Raw genomic sequence first — 15,452 nt, forward strand, 5'->3', positions numbered from 1 at the left:
CATGAGCGAATTATTCCCGCGCAAACAAGTAATGGGCTTTATCTTTTCGTTAGTTCTTACTGCAGCTGCACTGACTGTCTATTTCTTAGATTTTTCATTTGCAGTGGGGATGACAATTCTTTTAGTCACAGCATTCGTACAAGCAGCAGTCCAACTCGTTGTCTTTATGCATGCTGGTGAAACTGAAGATAAAAAGGCGATTTATATGAATATCTATTATGCAGTTGCCATAGCGCTTGTTACCATCTTGGGTTCATTACTAATTTTGGCTTGGGATATGTAACAGAATATATCATAAAGGAGCGCCTAAAATGGCGCTCCTTTATAAAAACACAGAATATGGGTTTGATTTTACATTACCCGCAACTTGGAAGGATTATTCGATTGTAACGGACGAGTGGGAGGGCTTGACGGTTTCACAGGCTCAAACGGAAGAGGTAATTGAAAATGGTCCAATGAATTCTATTCGACATCCTCAGTGGACTTCGGAAAATCCGCGTCAAGATATACCGATTATGATTTTCACAATAGAGCAATGGGATTCATTACAGCAGGAGAAGTTCCATATAGGGCAGCACCTATCGGACCAAAAGAATTAAATCGTAATGAAAAATATGTTTTTGCAATACCCGCACGTTACGACTTCGCATTTTTAACTGGTTACGAAGAAGTCGAGCAGATTTTAGAAGGTAAACCGTTAGAGATTAGTGAAGAGTGAAGGGTTGATAATATAATGAAAGAATAAAAGGTACCCACCAGCTTTGTGTAGTAGTAAAGAATTATGAAATAATCGATAGTGTAAGATACCTGGTTCTGATACAATTGCGACTTGTGTTAGGACCGGGTATCTTTTTTATTTCATCATATATAGGTGAAATAGCTTTAATAGGTAAAATACTAAATATTGCATCTTTTAATAATTGCTGTATAGTATTCTTTAGAATGCTTGGAGGTCATATTTTTGGTACTTTACTTTTGAGATATATCATCTATCTAATAAATAACTATAAATTAGGAGCTGATATATTATGATATACAAGAACACACTCGATGGTATTTCTTCTGATATGTTAAAGGGCTTTTTTGTAGATTGGCCAAAGCCACCAAATCCGCAAACTCACTTACTACTATTAAAGAAAAGCAGTAAAGTGATTATTGCTATTGATGATCAAACTAATCAAGTAGTTGGATTTATTACAGCGATAAGTGATGGAGTTCTATCTGCCTACATTCCATTTCTTGAGGTTTTACCGGAATACAAAAATAAAGGTATAGGTAAGGAATTAGTAGATCGGATGCTAAAAGAACTCGATGGCATCTATATGATTGACCTATGCTGTGATGACGATTTAATTCCTTATTATGATAAGTTCGGTATGACGCAGACAAATGGTATGGTTTTTAGGAATTATAAAATGCAATCTGGAAGTTTGAAAATATAAGCCAATAACGCTTGGGAATTTGTCCAATCTCAACGGAATTGTTAAAAGATGCACCACTACACCTTATTTTCATTGTTCACTACTGCGAGCATGTTGCCTGGTTGGAGTTACCCCAAAGTAAATTTGAACAGCCCGAATACCTGGTAATAATCCCATTTGGGTTTATTACCAGGTATTTTTCATTATCCCAAAGAAGAGCGCTATAATTGCATCTAATGAGGATTTAAAATACATGCATAGTAAATAAAGTTAGTAAAAGTGAATCGGAAAAGGCTTGGGGTGCGTCAGTAGGATGAAGGTAGGTGAGGTTGTGACGGAAATTGAAGAAATTATTGCCGAACATGGTGATTATTTATTGCGTGTCGCCTATTTGTACGTGAAAAATAATTCAACCGCTGAGGATATTGTACAAGACGTGTTCATTGCCTTCTATGAGAAACAGGATCAGTACAGGGGGGAGGCATCGCTGAGGACCTACTTGGTGAAAATGACGGTTAATCGCAGCCATGATTATTTACGAAGTTGGAAGAACAAGCGAACCATGCTGTTTGAAAAAATTAAAGGGAGAGGCACAACTCATACGCCTGAACGTGCAATGATTGAGAAAGTGGAAAAGCAGGAATTAGTGGAAGCCTTGTTTACATTATCAATCACCTATCGTGAAGTGCTCATTCTTTATTATTTTCAGGAGATGACGACGGTAGAAATCGCGGAATTATTGGAGCGTCCGGAAGCTACGGTAAGAACTAGATTACAGCGTGCGCGAAAGCAACTGGGAAATCGGATAATTGATTATGAATGGGAGGAACTAGGCCGTGAATCAATTTAAGGAAGATTTAAATCGTGAGCTTCAGTCTGTGTCATTATCCAAAGAGAAGAAGCAGCTAATTGTAACGAAGGCAAAAGCAAAATTACACAACCACAAGAGACGCATCAACTTACAATATCGATTTGTGCTCGCGATTTTCACGATATTCGCAATAGGCTTCAGTTATTTGCTATGGCAACAGGAGGGACCTGCAAGTAAGGCGCAAGGTGCAGCACCGATTGAACCTATAACGACTACGACTTGGTCAATGCTTACTAATGATTTTTCAAAAGCGGTACTCTACATAAGCTTCTTTATTATTCTGCGGGCCTTGTTAAAGAGAGGCTTGCAAAAAAGTGGAAAAGGCTTACCGATTTGTGTGGAATGTGGTGAAGAATGGTCCTATCGAGAGGCCTTGAAACAAAGCATGAAAAACACAAAAATGACATGTCCTTACTGTGGTCAAATACAGTACCGAACGAAAAAATCAAGATTAAAAGGTGGTATGTTAAATATATTTATACCTTTTATGATTATCACCCCTCAGCTATTTGATAATATATTGCTAGGTATTGTTGTGCATGTCTCATGTGCTGCGTATATCATGTTTAGCCTAGGTCCATATTATTTGGAACTCCAGAAGAAAGATCCTATCAATGATCCTTTATGGTGATAAATTACTGTCACCAGGACAATTCAGGTGCAAATTCGGGTTTTGAAGTGTCAGCGTACCGGAACAATTGCAAACGCCCAATTTGACCAAGTCCATTGCAGCGTCAAGATTGTCTTCAGCCAGGTTGGTGGTGCAAATGAAGTTTGCATAAGTGCTAGGAACATTTAGGGATGGAATTCCTTTCAGATATAGGATGTGTAAATATTAAGTTGAGTAGTACTAGCAACCTGTAAAAGTTCTATCTGCTTCATCATTTTCACTTATTTTTCTAGTTTTTTTAATGCTAACTGTACCATATGAGTTTATTGGTAATTAAAAGATCGGAAAAAACATGATTTAAAGCACCTAGTTCTAAAATACGCTGAATTACTTTAGTACCAAGTGCCTTTCATTATCTATAAAAGTTGCAAGTGAAAATCTTTTGTAGTTTCATATAATTATAAAGCATACGGGCGTGTCTTCCTTTTTTAGTACATGGATCTATTTTAGATCGTAGCCGATTAAGAAATTCGCGGTCACATTCACATGGGTTTCTACCCCTGCGATAACAATCATCATGTGCTTTACAAGCTGCATCTAAATCATTAATAGGTGCGCCGGGCCCATTACAGCCAGGTCCACACCAATTATAGCCTGGTAGAATACAAAAACGAAATCTTCCATTTCTCCTCCGTGACAATATAAAAACCTCCTCTGATGGCTAAGTCACTACTTACTATAGATTATTCATTGGTACGAAATAATGTATAAGCTGTTACCTATGGACTTCGCAATTATATTATCAAAAGAGGAAAGGGTGATTGAAGTATAATGAAGACATTCCTAAACATTAATATTCAAACATTGACAATGGGTTTCAATTCAATCAGCATTATGTCGAAGTATATTGAACATATGAATACATATAAAAAACTGAGCCAAGGTGCCTAAGAGGGTGGATCGAAGCGGGTTTGAAGGGAATCATTATGACCTTTATGCCTCTGGAGATTTTTTACCGCGTTTTTCTCCAGGTTGCTAGTGATTACTTCATCTATATAAAAAGGCTATAAAACCTGCATATTAAACTTTCGAAAGGATGACTTTATTTTGATTACAGTAATACTGCTTTTTTTATTTGCGGGTCTAGCGGAAATCGGTGGAGGTTATCTAATTTGGCAGTGGTTAAGAGAGGGTAAACCGGCTTACTTGGGTCTAATAGGTGGGCTTGTTTTAGCGATGTACGGAGTGATTGCCACTTTCCAACACTTCCCGACTTTTGGCAGGGTGTATGCTGCTTATGGCGGGGTATTCATTGTGTTATCTGTACTTTGGGGATGGGGCGTCGATAAAAAGATGCCGGATACATACGATTGGATTGGTGCTGCAATTTGTATAGTTGGTGTATCCGTTATGTTATGGGCGCCTAGAAGTTAATGTATAGCGAATAGCACCTGGTATCCAAATGGTTATGAAATGTTTGGATGTCAGGTGCTTTTTATTGAGGAGGAAGAAATAGCAATTTATTTGTTGGTATTATTAATTTATGATTAAGCCCAGAACACCCGTGACTTCAGTCTCGGGAGATTCATTCAGGCTCTACATGGACATGAACATCGTATACACCATGATCATTTATCAAGACTTTTTCAACATGGCTGGCTATATCATGAGAGTCTTTAATATTTAATGATGAATCAACTAAAATCACAACATCGATTACTTCATTATTTCCGTAGTACCTCCCTTTAATTGTTTCTATACCTAGAACTCCATCCACCTTTTTGACTATATCCTGATAGAGTTTAATTTTATCTACATCAAATCCATCCGAAAGTTCGTGTGAAGCTAGTTTGAAGATATCCCAAGCTGTTTTACATATTAATAGTCCAACAGTAATGGCAGTTAGCGTATCCAACCATGGCATATTTAATTGTGAACCGAATATACCTATAGCCGTTCCTATACTTACCCAGGCATCTGAAATGTTATCTTTTGCGGCGGCCATAACCGCTTTGCTATTAATTTTTTCGGCTAGTTTTTTGTTGTAACGGTAGACAAAATACATAACTATTGAAGAAAAAACACCTACATAAGCGGCGCCAATATGAGGGGTCTCTTTACCACCTTGAAACATGGAGGTAATTGCCTCATTCAATACTTGAATACCAACTGCTAACATAATGAATGAAGCGACCATTGAGGCAATTGTTTCACTCTTCCAATGACCGTAACCATGATCCTTGTCAGGTGGTTTTTGTGAAAGTCTTAGTCCGATAAGGACAGCAATTGATGCGACAATATCAGTTGTATTGTTTAGACCGTCTGCCCTCAATGCGGCAGAGTCACTTATATACCCAACAACCAACTTTATGATAGAAAGAAAAACATAAGCAATAATGCTAATGATTGCTCCACGTTCGCCTAATTTAAGGTTTTTATACTTTTGATTCTCCATTTTTTTGCCCCCTATCGAATTCAAACCATGATTCATAAATTCAGCATCATCAGGAGAATTCTTTCCCTTACGCAACAAAAACCCTCGACTGATTCCAGTCGAGGGTTTTGGGTTTTGAAATATAATTTTGAGTTAAATCCAAGTTGGGGCACAGTTATCACTCACTAAATTTAGACGTATATATATAGTAGCAGATGAAGGTAATTATAGCTCGATATTAACCTGTAAGAAAAGTCGGTTGTCTTCAGCTAAATAAGGTGAGGTATTTAGAAATGGAGCCTCTGTGGGTACGATTTACATTGAAAGGCTGAAGCGGTTATTGCATCAGGCAAATGAACCTATCATACCCACCCACTCTCGTAGAGTTCAAACATTGTGTCCGTTGGATAAGCAGGTATAAATGGAAGACTGTCGATGTAGGTATTATATGTGGACTATTCAAGAGATGAGGAATACTAGATGACAAGGCAAAGAGTATTTTAGAAGGAATCGGAATTGGACTTTTTAATACAGCAAAAAAATGGATCAAACTATAAAACAGCAATCCAATCGCTCAACTGCATAGTAGCATTATAATGTTTTAGTTCATTTGAGAAATATGTGTAATTTATCTATCTTCTGATAATTTTATGCAAAATGCCTATCAGTAATCTTGCAAATGGTGTGGTAATTGGAAGTAAAATGAAAGCATATATTGTACCCCAAATCAATGTACCTTCAACGTTTATCGTTTTCATGCCACCTCTAACGATAGTTTCGCCAAAAATTGCACCTATCGTTCCGCTATATAAAGCTACAAGAAATGCACTTAGAAGGCTTAAGAGCCAAAGTTTTTTGTTGGAGATTTCGTTTTTATTGTGAAAATATCCTCCTAACACTGAAAAGGTAATTGCGAAAGGAAAAATCACTGAGAAATATAACCAACTTTCACCCCTGAATAAAGTTATGCCACCAGCCAACGTTTGTCCTATCAACATAAATAACAATGCAGTAACCAATGAAAATAGAACACCGAAAATAAGACCTTTTAACCAAGAAATGTTTTTCAAAATCTAATCACCACCTAATACATAATATGAGATATAGCGAATTAATCATTTGGATTGTTTACATTACTATTATATCAGAAAATATAAATATAATAAAAATCATCCCTAAAGCAACAACACTTAAGGAAACAGCTAATTCGAAAAAGTCTATTTGTTGAGAATGGTATAATGGAAATATAATCAAATCAATCCTTCAGAAAATATAGGCAATGCCGGTGCAAAAACTAATGTAGGATTAATCTCTCGAAAGCGCTTTACGTATCGTGGTCGTTGGAGTCAGGCTAACGGGTTGCTTTAGTGAAGATTAGGCTGCCTTTCATTACAGCTCTTTCTAATTGAGTAATGGACTTAAATACTTCAATCAATTAGGGGGATGTCAACCCATTGTGAATGGTGTATACAAAGTCGTTCAGCGAGTGAATGGATGTTTTTCAGTTAGCTCTTATGGAGCTATTCTAGTTTCTTGTGTAACTATGGACAAGTTAGTGAAATGAATAATATGGATTATTATGGTGGTGTGAGTTGAGAAGGAGCTGTCAATGTAAAGGTGGTTCTTCAGGCTATTATTGGTTCAATATTAATCCATGTATCTTATATAGCTTGTATGAAGTTAGTTGGATATTTTAAAACGAACGCTTATAAACCAGATATTGTTGTTGCGTGGGACAAAGTAGAAATACTTCAAAATGAAGTTGTGTTTGGTAAGATTATTTCATTTGTTTTTGCTTTGTTGTCTTTTGTGGGAAAATGTTCTAATAACAGGACAGATTATGGAGGGGTAGAAATGACAAGGTTTATTGACGATTTAGCTGGAGCTATCTTTGATTTCTTTAAGTTTATTTTTACGAGTATTTGTTATCTAATTGCTGGAATGTTAATTGTCGGAGTCCCACTTTATCTAATTGCTTTAGTATTTAATATGCTGCAATAACGGTGGGCTTTGGTGAAGATATAGCTGCCTTTCATAGTAGCTTTATATTTTTGAGTAATGGAGTTAAATACTTCCGTGAAATGGCGTTATGTTAACCTGGTGCGTGTGGACTATGCAAGCCCGTTCAATGATTGTAACAAATACGTCGAATTCATAAATGAAACAGAACGTTATATTTTGGAGGGGGATAGGGGTATGAGGATACTATTTACTATTAGCATTTTTATTTCTGGATTAATTACTGCTTTTGGGTTTTTCTTTGCACATAGATTAACTGTTCCATTTGACCCCACAAATGATTTATTAGGTGGTGGTAATGGTAATGCAGCTCTGTTTTTTGTTATGGCTCCAGGTCCAGTTATTTTCTATTTCTATTTTTCATTGATTTTTGTATTCGAGAAACTTCATAAAATCCTTTCGTTAACAAAGCAGAAATGGTTCAAGTATAGTTACTTAATTGTTTTCATTATTATTGGGGTGATTACTTTTTATAGAGCAACAATATACCGGAATTATATTAATACAAATCACCCATATATGGAGGTAGGATTGCTTAGTCAATTTTCGAACAATATTTTCTTTAATATATGGACATTTGTAGCATTGTTATCTTTTATAGGGTTTATATCTTTTTGGACCAAGAAAAAATGAATAACAAGGGAAGTGATTGGAAATTAGCCTAATCGAAAAAGGCTCGAATAGTTTTATCCCGCATTAACGGGTAGTAAGACCCCCACTTCAAGTATTCAAGGACACAAGAAGAATAAGTGGGGGATCAACTGCCCGTAAAAGCCCGAATGGTTAAACTAACAATCAGTGGGGGATGAAGAACCCCCCTCTGATTGAAGATTAACTTTATTAACCGTGCAACTATTGTTCAACTAACTGTACAGGGTCGTACAATAAGAAAGTAATAATAAAAGGGGAGAACAGATTGAAAAAATTAATACTGTTTTTATCTCTACTTGGTTTTCTGTTAGTTACTTCGGGTTGTTTGAATGAAATGGTTGGGCAAAAAATAACTGTACAGAAACGAACTGGTGAAGAAAATGTTTTTGAAGACATCAAAGAAGTCACTAAAAAAAATCAGGTAAAAAAAGCGATAGATATAGTTGGAAATGCTGATTTTGAAAATGAAAAGGTAGCAATGGCACACTATGCTGACTACCAATTTCAATTTCCTTCTAAGAATCGCTACGGCAGCGAAGACAAAATAGCGTCTTATTTACTATGGATTAGCTCAAATGGTGAAAATCTAGAGATAGTTAACGATAGCGATAAATATGTGAAATTAACAAAGCAAGATTCAGCAGACCTTTATGAAATTTTAATAGGAGAAGAATTAGTAAAATAATTCCCTATCTTCGTATACTCTTCAATTAACGAGTGCGTTTGTGAAGTGGGTTATGTTTACCTTAAGCACATGGGATAAGGGAGATCGTTCAGCAATCGAATGGCTGTTAACAGGTAGAATCTCATGGAGAGACTTCTAATAGACAACAATATAAGAATAGAGGTTATTATACATGGACATATATATTGAAAAATTACAGGATACAGATGCTGAAGGTTTGTATAAGTTTGAACTTGATAACAGAGCATTTTTCGAAGAAATGGTACCTACTCGTGGAAATGACTATTATAACCTTGAGGTTTTTAAAAAAAGACACGAAGATTTACTTGAAGAACAAGTTCAAGGAGGTTCATATTTTTATTTAATTAAAGATAAAGATAATTCAATTCTAGGAAGAATAAATGTCGTGGATATTGATAAATCTCAAAAAACGGGTCATCTCGGTTATAGGGTGGGGCAAGCACATACTGGAAAAAGTATTGCCACTAAAGCATTGAAGTTATTAGTAGAAACAGTAACTGACATAGACATAAAACAAATTAAAGCGAAAACAACAACTAACAATATAGCTTCTCAAAAAGTTTTAGAGAAAAATGGATTTGAGAGAACAGCTACTGATAGCGGAGAATTCGAAATGAATGGCCAGAGGTTAAACTTTGTTTATTACATTTTGACTATTAAATTTAAGTCTTATTTAACTTCCATGAAATAAAAAACTCTAATTAATGATAATAATGTATAACAATAAAGCTAAGCCTAGAGAACGATAATATTGAATGTATAGGTAAATTAAGCAACAGCTTCAGGGAGTGTCAATATTTATGTGTAAATGACAATCGGACCTCTTCTTAATGATCATCACACTTTTTATTCTTTCACTTCAAACATCTCAGCCAGCTCTGCGCGTGCTTGATCGAAACCGATATGGCATCGTGTGGAGAAACGTTGGTTGTACTCTTCAAACTGCGAGACTAGGAAGCGTTCGAGTGCTTCTTCGTTCGGAAACTGCTCTTTGCGCTTTGTATATTTCTTGATTTGCTTGTTAAATGACTCGATTAAATTCGTTGAGTATATGCTTCGCCAAATTGACTTTGGAAAGCTGTAGAAGGTAAGTAGATGGTCATTTGTAGCGAGTGATTTTGTCACCTTTGGGTATGATTTTTTCCACTTTTCACAGAAATTATCTAACGCGACTTGCCCAGCTTCCTGATTATCAGCTCGGTAAACCGTTTTGAAGTCATCACAAATCTCAGCACGGTCTTCAACACGTACTTTATGTGAAATATTGCGCGCCACATGCACTAAACATGTTTGGAATTGCGCTTTAGGAAATACGCTTGTAATCGTGTCAACCATACCTGTTAAGCCGTCTGAAAGGAATAGAAGGACTTCTTCAACGCCACGCTCTTTTGTTTCTAGTAAGAGCTCTTTCCAATTAAATGCTGATTCTGTTGGAGCGATTGTGTAAGCAATTACTTCTTTTGATCCATCTTCACGAATGCCCACAGCTATATAAACAGCCTCTTTAGAGACCGTTTCACGTCGAACAGAAATATAGGTTGCGTCTAAATAAACACAGACGTAGCGCGCACTGAGTTTCCTTTTAGTAAAGGCCTCTACTTGTTCACCCACTACCTGTGTCATATTAGATATTGTTTGACGTGTGTAATGATGGCCATACATTTTTTCGATTAAATCGGCAATTTCCGACATGGTCACGCCTTTTTGAAACATGTGAATGACAAATGATTCAAGTGTATCATTTGACCGCTTATAAGGTGCGACTGTCTGTTGTTTAAACTCGCCGTTGCGATCACGGGGAATTGTGATTTGGAGGTCACCATATTCCGTGTGTAGCGTTCTTTCATATGAACCATTACGTGAATTACCTGAATTAAAACCGATTCGGTCGTATTTTTCATAATCTAAAAAAGCCGTCAGCTCCGTGGCGAGCAGCGCATTTACCGCTGTTTCTAAATGCGAACGAAAAACTTCGGTAATATCTTGTTTTTGGACTAGTGCTTGGACAATATCTGCTGTAAACTGAGTCATAGGGAAGACCTCTTTTCTAGGATTGGTTGTGGTGACTTAATTCTACCAAGAAAAGGTCTTCCTTTTTGTATTTATTCATTTACACAAGATATTTTACACTCTCCAGCTTCATCCTTCATATAATATAGGTAAGTCTGTTCCAGTAACTAAAGTAGGATTAATATTCCATAAGTGGCTACCCATATTGGGTGCAATAGTCTGTGATGCACCATAATCGTTGGTGTTAGACTAACGGATGGGGGCTCTATGGCAACATAGTTGATTGTCCTTCTTCATCAGTCGTAGTATCCAATATCCGTTCTGCATACATTTTTATCCTCTGCGCTGTAACGCTGATTTTGCGCTACATGTATGTCGAACACTCCTTTTAGTTTAATTATAATTTTTTCAGAAAAGTGAAAGTATCGGTTATTGCACCGATGCTTTTTTAGTCGTTTCAATAAGCGTTTTTATTAATGTTTTTTCTCTAATGTCCCCCCCAAAAGAGAAGCCATTATCGGTTGAGTAGTTCTTTATTTCCAAAAAGTGCATCTTTTTTTGATTGAAAACTCTCTAATAGTCAGGACGGTGAAAAAAATGACGGTTAATGACAAGAAAGTAATAAAAGCGATTGGAGGAGATCAACAAGCGTTGTTGTTTTTGCTTCAACAAGAAAAAGAGAAAATTTATCGTACTGCATTTAGTTATGTTCGAAATAAGGCGGATGCTTTAGACGTTTTCCAGCAAACTGTGCTATCGGCAATTGAGTCTATTCATCAGTTAAGGGAGCCAAAGTATTTTTCGACATGGCTGATGAAAATTTGTATCAATGTATCACTTGGTGTACTTCAAAAACAAAAGAAAGTGGTTTTGATGGACGATCTGAAATTTCAATCCCTTTCCGCGGAGATGGCAACATCTGATGAAAAAATGGACTTACTTGATGCCATTTATAGATTAAATGACAAATATAAGACAGTCCTTATTTTGAGATATTATGAAGATTTAACTTTTGAGCAAATAGCAGAGATACTTGGCGAACCAATCGGTACAGTCAAATCGAATGGCAAGAGAGCGTTAGCGAAACTCAAACCGATATTAAAAGGAGTGTATATAGATGACCGAGCAAAACCGCTTTAAAGAAGTGATAAATGAAATTCCTGTTCCTTCTGAAGAGTTAGATGCTATTTTGATAGATGCTTTTAAACAGGAGAAAAAGATAATAAAATTCCCCTTCAAACGAATGGTTAAATATACTGCAGTTGTAGGGATTCTGTCTATTTGTACGATTTCCTCTGCTTATGTGTCACCTGCATTTGCTAACTTTGTTACGCAAATTCCAGTCATTGGTCATGCATTCGACTATTTCATCTTACAAGAAGACTATTATCAAGCGTATGAGGAAATCAGTACAGATATTGGTTTAGTTGAAAAAAGTAATGGCGTCGAACTAATTATTGAGAAAGCATTTTATGATGGGAATACGGTGACGCTTTCGTATGTACTGCGAACAGAAGAGGATTTAGGTTCATTTCCAACTTTCGAAAATCTGCCCACTAATATAAGTAATGCTGGCTATGAAGGAGAGTATGTCGATGGAGTCGGCTATGTCGGCATGATGACCTTATCAATGCTGGAGGACGCTAAGGAGACGGTAAATGTTATTTGGAAACCAAAATCGATTTCTTCAGATCAAAAGACAATAAAAGGGGATTGGCAGTTTGCATTTTCTTTAAATGCGCTAAAGGGATCACATATTTCGATTAATGAACAAGTAAGTAAAGAAGGTATTACAGTCGAATTAATTGACGCAATCAAAACAGATGTCAATTTAACAGTAAACTATTTACAAAATGTCAAACCATCCGTTCATAACAACTGGATGTACGTTGAAGCAGAGTTACATGCAATTGATAATTTAGGTAACGAATATAAAGTGCCTTATACTGGCGGAACAGGAACAAAAGGTGGAGATTCCAGTGAAGATATCACATGGAATGCAACGATTCATGGTCTTGCCCAAGAAGCAACATCCATTACATTTTATCCATTCGCACATGTAAGCAATAGTCAAAGCGATAATAAACGTATTGATTTCGAACCGATTATTGTGGAATTAGAGTAGCTATCAGGTGATTTACTCAACAGTGCTGTTCTCAAACGTTTAAACTTGGGCGTACACTTATGCTTCTTAACCCAGTCGATTAACTGTAATAGAAATACTGTCTTAGTAGAAAATGTTCGAATTCCCTTTCCTTTTGGAATCATTATATACCGAGTAATTGAATATTTATGAATGTCCATACTGCATGCATGCTCAATGATTAATAGTTGATCGACCTTCCTCTCCCAGGCGTAGTATCCAATACCCGTTCTGCACATATTTTCATTCTCTGTTGTGTGGCGCTAATTTTGCACTACTTATATGGTTAACTGTCCAAGGTTTGATACCTGTACTGTAAATTAGAGTCTATAGTAAGGAAAAACGCCTTCCATTTATGTATAACCATTCGAAGTGGTTACACGGAAGACGTTCCCAAAAAACATATGGTTATCCTATCAGACTATCGCTTAATTAAAAAACTTGAGAAAGGCGTTTTCAGTTCCGCTGCAAGAACAAGGCACTTGTTCTTGCAGCGGAACTTTCTTTAAATAGTTATATTGGTGTTCGTCTAGCGGAAATGTTTGAATTCATACATGTTGATGGAGTTGAAGTTGCGGTTGTACGTTTGTTGAGCGTTCTTAATATCGAAAACAGGCTGTTGATTGGCCTTATAGTTTAGAGTATCGGTCATGTCGGCGAATGCTTGGTATATAATGATGCTGTTTGATTTGATTCTGGCAGATTAACGGAAGTCTTATTCGGTCTTTTCAAAGATTCCATTTAGCGGAGCTGATTTAATTGTTGCAATAATGTCCGTTTATATTGGAATTATTTTGATGATTGGTATCTTCTGGTTGTATACGGAATTATTTATAAGAATCCCGTTAGATAGCGAAAAGTACCAGCGAACTTGCACGGAAGTTATCTAATTGTTAGAATTAATTATCCATACTTTTATTGGAAATGAATTTATTGCTTCCTCTTTTATATGGAATTAATATTATGGGAGCCGCTGCCAATAACATATACTTATTTCTAAATTTGTTATTTGTCTATTTAATAGACGCAAATTATGATAGGAGTGTATAAATGATGGAATTAAAGACAGAACGGTTAAGATTAATACCCTTAAATGCGGTAAACTTAAAATTACTAATTGATAATCAGAAGGCAATGGAATTAAAGTTATCACTAAGTCATTCAGATGAAATTCTTAGTGAGGAACTTAGGCAAGCCATGGAATATAGACTTACAAAGGTAGTAAATGATAAGCAAAATTATTTGTGGAATACAAATTGGTTAATTGTTTCTGATGATAATAATTGTGTAATTGGCGGCATGATGCTAAAGGGCTTGCCAAATGCAAATGGTGAAGTAATAATCGGCTATTACACATTGCCTAACTATCAAGGTAATGGCTATTTGACGGAAACGATTATTAGAACGAAAAGTTGGCTGTTAAGTCAGCCTAATGTTCGGTATATAATTGCAGATACCGAAAAAGACAATAATGCTTCTCATAGAGTATTAGAAAAGACGGGTGCAGAAATGTATAAAGAAACGGAAGAATTATATTATTGGAGAATTTTTTAGATAATTCCTCAGTAGGAGAGAACCAGCATTTTATATGTTGGTTCTTTTTCTTTGGATATACCACGTCAGGTAATAACTTTTTTATGATAGTGGAGGTGTATATGATGAAATACGCCGGAAGGGGAATAAGTGTCTCGAAATGAATCCCAGCAATTTTTTCATAATAAGGTGTTAAGTACTTTGTGTTGTAAGATGCTCATCGAATGCATCAATAATTTGAAGGAAGTGATCCGCTTCACGGTAAACGTGGTCAGCAAGCAAAGCGGGAATGTTGCTCTTTATTTTACATGCTTCAATTAAATCTCTTGCCGTCTTTTTGAAATCGCGTAACGATACGACAGAAACGCGATTTTGGTCAAGAAAGTGTTCTAAAAGCGGTTGAGTTTCTGACTGAGGACGCATGTGATCCAAATCTTGTGCTTGGAAAAGAAGTTGGTCGAAATCATGGCTAAATTCTCGAGCTTGATCGACAAGTTTTCTTTCGGATGGGTCTAATAGATGGCTGATGAATTTTGAGTGATCCGCCATTATTTTTAAGAAAAACACATTCTCTTTAATAATTGCCTCAGGTAAAGGTATCAGCTTACCTTCATTTAATTCTTTCAATCGCTTAGCAAAATAAGCCGCCTCTCGGCTTGTATGATCAACTAATAAAGGAATATTATTGGACACAATTTGGCACCGTAATATCAATCCCAGTACTTTTCGTTTATAAGCCCAAATAGAAGCTGCCGCCTGATACACTTGAATGTTTAGTTGTCTAATTACATTCGGATCTGTTGTTTCGTTGTAATTGCTAATTTGTTCTTCAATTCGTTCAAATACTGCAATAAATTGCTGTGCTTCTCGAATAAGTTCTGTATCATCTGCAGTAAACCCGAGACTTAAAAAGAAAGCGTGTTCCTTCATAATCCGTGACCAAAATCGGATCTCATCCAATGATTGTGTTACAAATGTCGGAATCGGATATTCACTCCTCTTATAGTGTCGATGCTATCTACTGTATTCGGAGTAGGATGAATCCATACTGCTT

At 36.3% G+C, this 15,452-nt stretch carries 18 protein-coding genes; 13 read left to right on the forward strand and 5 right to left on the reverse strand.

Annotated elements, in window-relative coordinates:
- The first annotated feature begins 1 nt into the window (after window position 1).
- The 5 genes from qoxD to MKX62_RS10955 all read left to right on the forward strand — a co-directional run bounded on the left by qoxD (window position 2) and on the right by MKX62_RS10955 (window position 2,923).
- The gene (qoxD, locus tag MKX62_RS10935; RefSeq protein ID WP_067205671.1) at window positions 2–283 is read left to right on the forward strand and encodes a cytochrome aa3 quinol oxidase subunit IV; all 282 of its coding nucleotides are present in this window, start codon (window positions 2–4) and stop codon (window positions 281–283) included.
- A gap of 28 nt (window positions 284–311) precedes the next feature.
- Window positions 312–599, forward strand: a complete 288-nt coding sequence (locus MKX62_RS10940) for a hypothetical protein (protein ID WP_340741396.1) — start codon at window positions 312–314, stop codon at window positions 597–599.
- 429 nt (window positions 600–1,028) lie between these two features.
- The gene (locus MKX62_RS10945; RefSeq protein WP_067205675.1) at window positions 1,029–1,442 is read left to right on the forward strand and encodes a GNAT family N-acetyltransferase; all 414 of its coding nucleotides are present in this window, start codon (window positions 1,029–1,031) and stop codon (window positions 1,440–1,442) included.
- Window positions 1,443–1,734: 292 nt separating this feature from the next.
- Window positions 1,735–2,271: a sigma-70 family RNA polymerase sigma factor gene (locus MKX62_RS10950; protein WP_340741397.1), complete on the forward strand. Its 537-nt coding sequence runs from the start codon at window positions 1,735–1,737 to the stop codon at window positions 2,269–2,271.
- Window positions 2,258–2,923: a TIGR04104 family putative zinc finger protein gene (locus MKX62_RS10955; protein WP_340741398.1), complete on the forward strand. Its 666-nt coding sequence runs from the start codon at window positions 2,258–2,260 to the stop codon at window positions 2,921–2,923. The genes MKX62_RS10950 and MKX62_RS10955 overlap by 14 nt, the downstream gene beginning before the upstream one ends.
- 391 nt (window positions 2,924–3,314) lie before the next feature.
- Here MKX62_RS10955 and MKX62_RS10960 read toward each other — a convergent pair whose 3' ends face one another.
- A complete protein-coding gene (locus MKX62_RS10960) occupies window positions 3,315–3,602 on the reverse strand; it encodes a phospholipase (protein ID WP_335339513.1) in 288 nt (95 codons plus the stop codon).
- A 407-nt stretch (window positions 3,603–4,009) separates the two neighbouring features.
- Here MKX62_RS10960 and MKX62_RS10965 point away from each other — a divergent pair, with 407 nt between their 5' ends.
- The gene (locus MKX62_RS10965; RefSeq protein WP_067205681.1) at window positions 4,010–4,336 is read left to right on the forward strand and encodes a YnfA family protein; all 327 of its coding nucleotides are present in this window, start codon (window positions 4,010–4,012) and stop codon (window positions 4,334–4,336) included.
- Between the two features lie 151 nt (window positions 4,337–4,487).
- On the opposite strand, the gene MKX62_RS10970 is transcribed toward MKX62_RS10965, so the two are convergent.
- Complete coding sequence (locus MKX62_RS10970; RefSeq protein ID WP_340741399.1) at window positions 4,488–5,357, reverse strand: cation diffusion facilitator family transporter; 870 nt, start codon at window positions 5,355–5,357, stop codon at window positions 4,488–4,490.
- Between the two features lie 611 nt (window positions 5,358–5,968).
- On the reverse strand, window positions 5,969–6,406 hold the full coding sequence (locus tag MKX62_RS10975) for a hypothetical protein (protein WP_340741400.1): 438 nt from the start codon (window positions 6,404–6,406) through the stop codon (window positions 5,969–5,971).
- Window positions 6,407–6,953: 547 nt separating this feature from the next.
- On the opposite strand from MKX62_RS10975, the gene MKX62_RS10980 reads away from it, so the two are divergent.
- The 4 genes from MKX62_RS10980 to MKX62_RS10995 all read left to right on the forward strand — a co-directional run bounded on the left by MKX62_RS10980 (window position 6,954) and on the right by MKX62_RS10995 (window position 9,403).
- Window positions 6,954–7,337 carry a hypothetical protein gene (locus tag MKX62_RS10980; protein ID WP_340741401.1) on the forward strand — a complete coding sequence of 128 codons (384 nt, stop codon included), beginning with the start codon at window positions 6,954–6,956 and terminating at the stop codon, window positions 7,335–7,337.
- 195 nt (window positions 7,338–7,532) lie between these two features.
- Window positions 7,533–7,988, forward strand: a complete 456-nt coding sequence (locus MKX62_RS10985) for a hypothetical protein (protein WP_340741402.1) — start codon at window positions 7,533–7,535, stop codon at window positions 7,986–7,988.
- A gap of 283 nt (window positions 7,989–8,271) precedes the next feature.
- On the forward strand, window positions 8,272–8,691 hold the full coding sequence (locus MKX62_RS10990; RefSeq protein WP_187046626.1) for a hypothetical protein: 420 nt from the start codon (window positions 8,272–8,274) through the stop codon (window positions 8,689–8,691).
- Between the two features lie 172 nt (window positions 8,692–8,863).
- Window positions 8,864–9,403, forward strand: coding sequence for a GNAT family N-acetyltransferase (locus tag MKX62_RS10995; protein ID WP_187046627.1), 540 nt, complete (start codon window positions 8,864–8,866; stop codon window positions 9,401–9,403).
- A gap of 155 nt (window positions 9,404–9,558) precedes the next feature.
- Here the strand turns inward: MKX62_RS10995 and MKX62_RS11000 are convergent, their stop codons facing one another.
- Window positions 9,559–10,743 carry an IS256 family transposase gene (locus MKX62_RS11000; RefSeq protein ID WP_340741403.1) on the reverse strand — a complete coding sequence of 395 codons (1,185 nt, stop codon included), beginning with the start codon at window positions 10,741–10,743 and terminating at the stop codon, window positions 9,559–9,561.
- A 576-nt stretch (window positions 10,744–11,319) separates the two neighbouring features.
- On the opposite strand from MKX62_RS11000, the gene MKX62_RS11005 reads away from it, so the two are divergent.
- From MKX62_RS11005 to MKX62_RS11015, 3 genes are all read left to right on the forward strand, one after another.
- Entirely contained in the window at window positions 11,320–11,862 is a 543-nt protein-coding gene (locus MKX62_RS11005) for a sigma-70 family RNA polymerase sigma factor (protein ID WP_187046628.1), read from the forward strand.
- Window positions 11,840–12,847 (forward strand): DUF4179 domain-containing protein, encoded by a 1,008-nt coding sequence (locus MKX62_RS11010; RefSeq protein WP_187046629.1) that lies wholly within the window; start codon window positions 11,840–11,842, stop codon window positions 12,845–12,847. Before MKX62_RS11005 ends, MKX62_RS11010 begins: the two co-directional genes overlap by 23 nt.
- Before the next feature lie 1,068 nt (window positions 12,848–13,915).
- Complete coding sequence (locus MKX62_RS11015) at window positions 13,916–14,419, forward strand: GNAT family N-acetyltransferase (RefSeq protein ID WP_340741404.1); 504 nt, start codon at window positions 13,916–13,918, stop codon at window positions 14,417–14,419.
- 171 nt (window positions 14,420–14,590) lie between these two features.
- On the opposite strand, the gene MKX62_RS11020 is transcribed toward MKX62_RS11015, so the two are convergent.
- A complete protein-coding gene (locus tag MKX62_RS11020; RefSeq protein WP_082786792.1) occupies window positions 14,591–15,328 on the reverse strand; it encodes a DUF2935 domain-containing protein in 738 nt (245 codons plus the stop codon).
- Window positions 15,329–15,452 lie beyond the last annotated feature (124 nt).

Source organism: Sporosarcina sp. FSL K6-5500 (assembly GCF_038005665.1).
Lineage (GTDB): Bacteria > Bacillota > Bacilli > Bacillales_A > Planococcaceae > Sporosarcina > Sporosarcina psychrophila.

What these genes read in the sequence shown, in the direction of transcription:
- MKX62_RS10970 (WP_340741399.1), bottom strand. Translation starts at nt 5,357, where the DNA reads ATGGAGAATCAAAAGTATAAAAACCTTAAATTAGGCGAACGTGGAGCA.
- MKX62_RS11020 (WP_082786792.1), bottom strand. Translation starts at nt 15,328, where the DNA reads ATGAAGGAACACGCTTTCTTTTTAAGTCTCGGGTTTACTGCAGATGAT.
- qoxD (WP_067205671.1), top strand. Translation starts at nt 2, where the DNA reads ATGAGCGAATTATTCCCGCGCAAACAAGTAATGGGCTTTATCTTTTCG.
- MKX62_RS10995 (WP_187046627.1), top strand. Translation starts at nt 8,864, where the DNA reads ATGGACATATATATTGAAAAATTACAGGATACAGATGCTGAAGGTTTG.
- MKX62_RS11005 (WP_187046628.1), top strand. Translation starts at nt 11,320, where the DNA reads ATGACGGTTAATGACAAGAAAGTAATAAAAGCGATTGGAGGAGATCAA.
- MKX62_RS10940 (WP_340741396.1), top strand. Translation starts at nt 312, where the DNA reads ATGGCGCTCCTTTATAAAAACACAGAATATGGGTTTGATTTTACATTA.
- MKX62_RS10985 (WP_340741402.1), top strand. Translation starts at nt 7,533, where the DNA reads ATGAGGATACTATTTACTATTAGCATTTTTATTTCTGGATTAATTACT.
- MKX62_RS11015 (WP_340741404.1), top strand. Translation starts at nt 13,916, where the DNA reads ATGATGGAATTAAAGACAGAACGGTTAAGATTAATACCCTTAAATGCG.
- MKX62_RS11010 (WP_187046629.1), top strand. Translation starts at nt 11,840, where the DNA reads ATGACCGAGCAAAACCGCTTTAAAGAAGTGATAAATGAAATTCCTGTT.
- MKX62_RS11000 (WP_340741403.1), bottom strand. Translation starts at nt 10,743, where the DNA reads ATGACTCAGTTTACAGCAGATATTGTCCAAGCACTAGTCCAAAAACAA.
- MKX62_RS10950 (WP_340741397.1), top strand. Translation starts at nt 1,735, where the DNA reads ATGAAGGTAGGTGAGGTTGTGACGGAAATTGAAGAAATTATTGCCGAA.
- MKX62_RS10945 (WP_067205675.1), top strand. Translation starts at nt 1,029, where the DNA reads ATGATATACAAGAACACACTCGATGGTATTTCTTCTGATATGTTAAAG.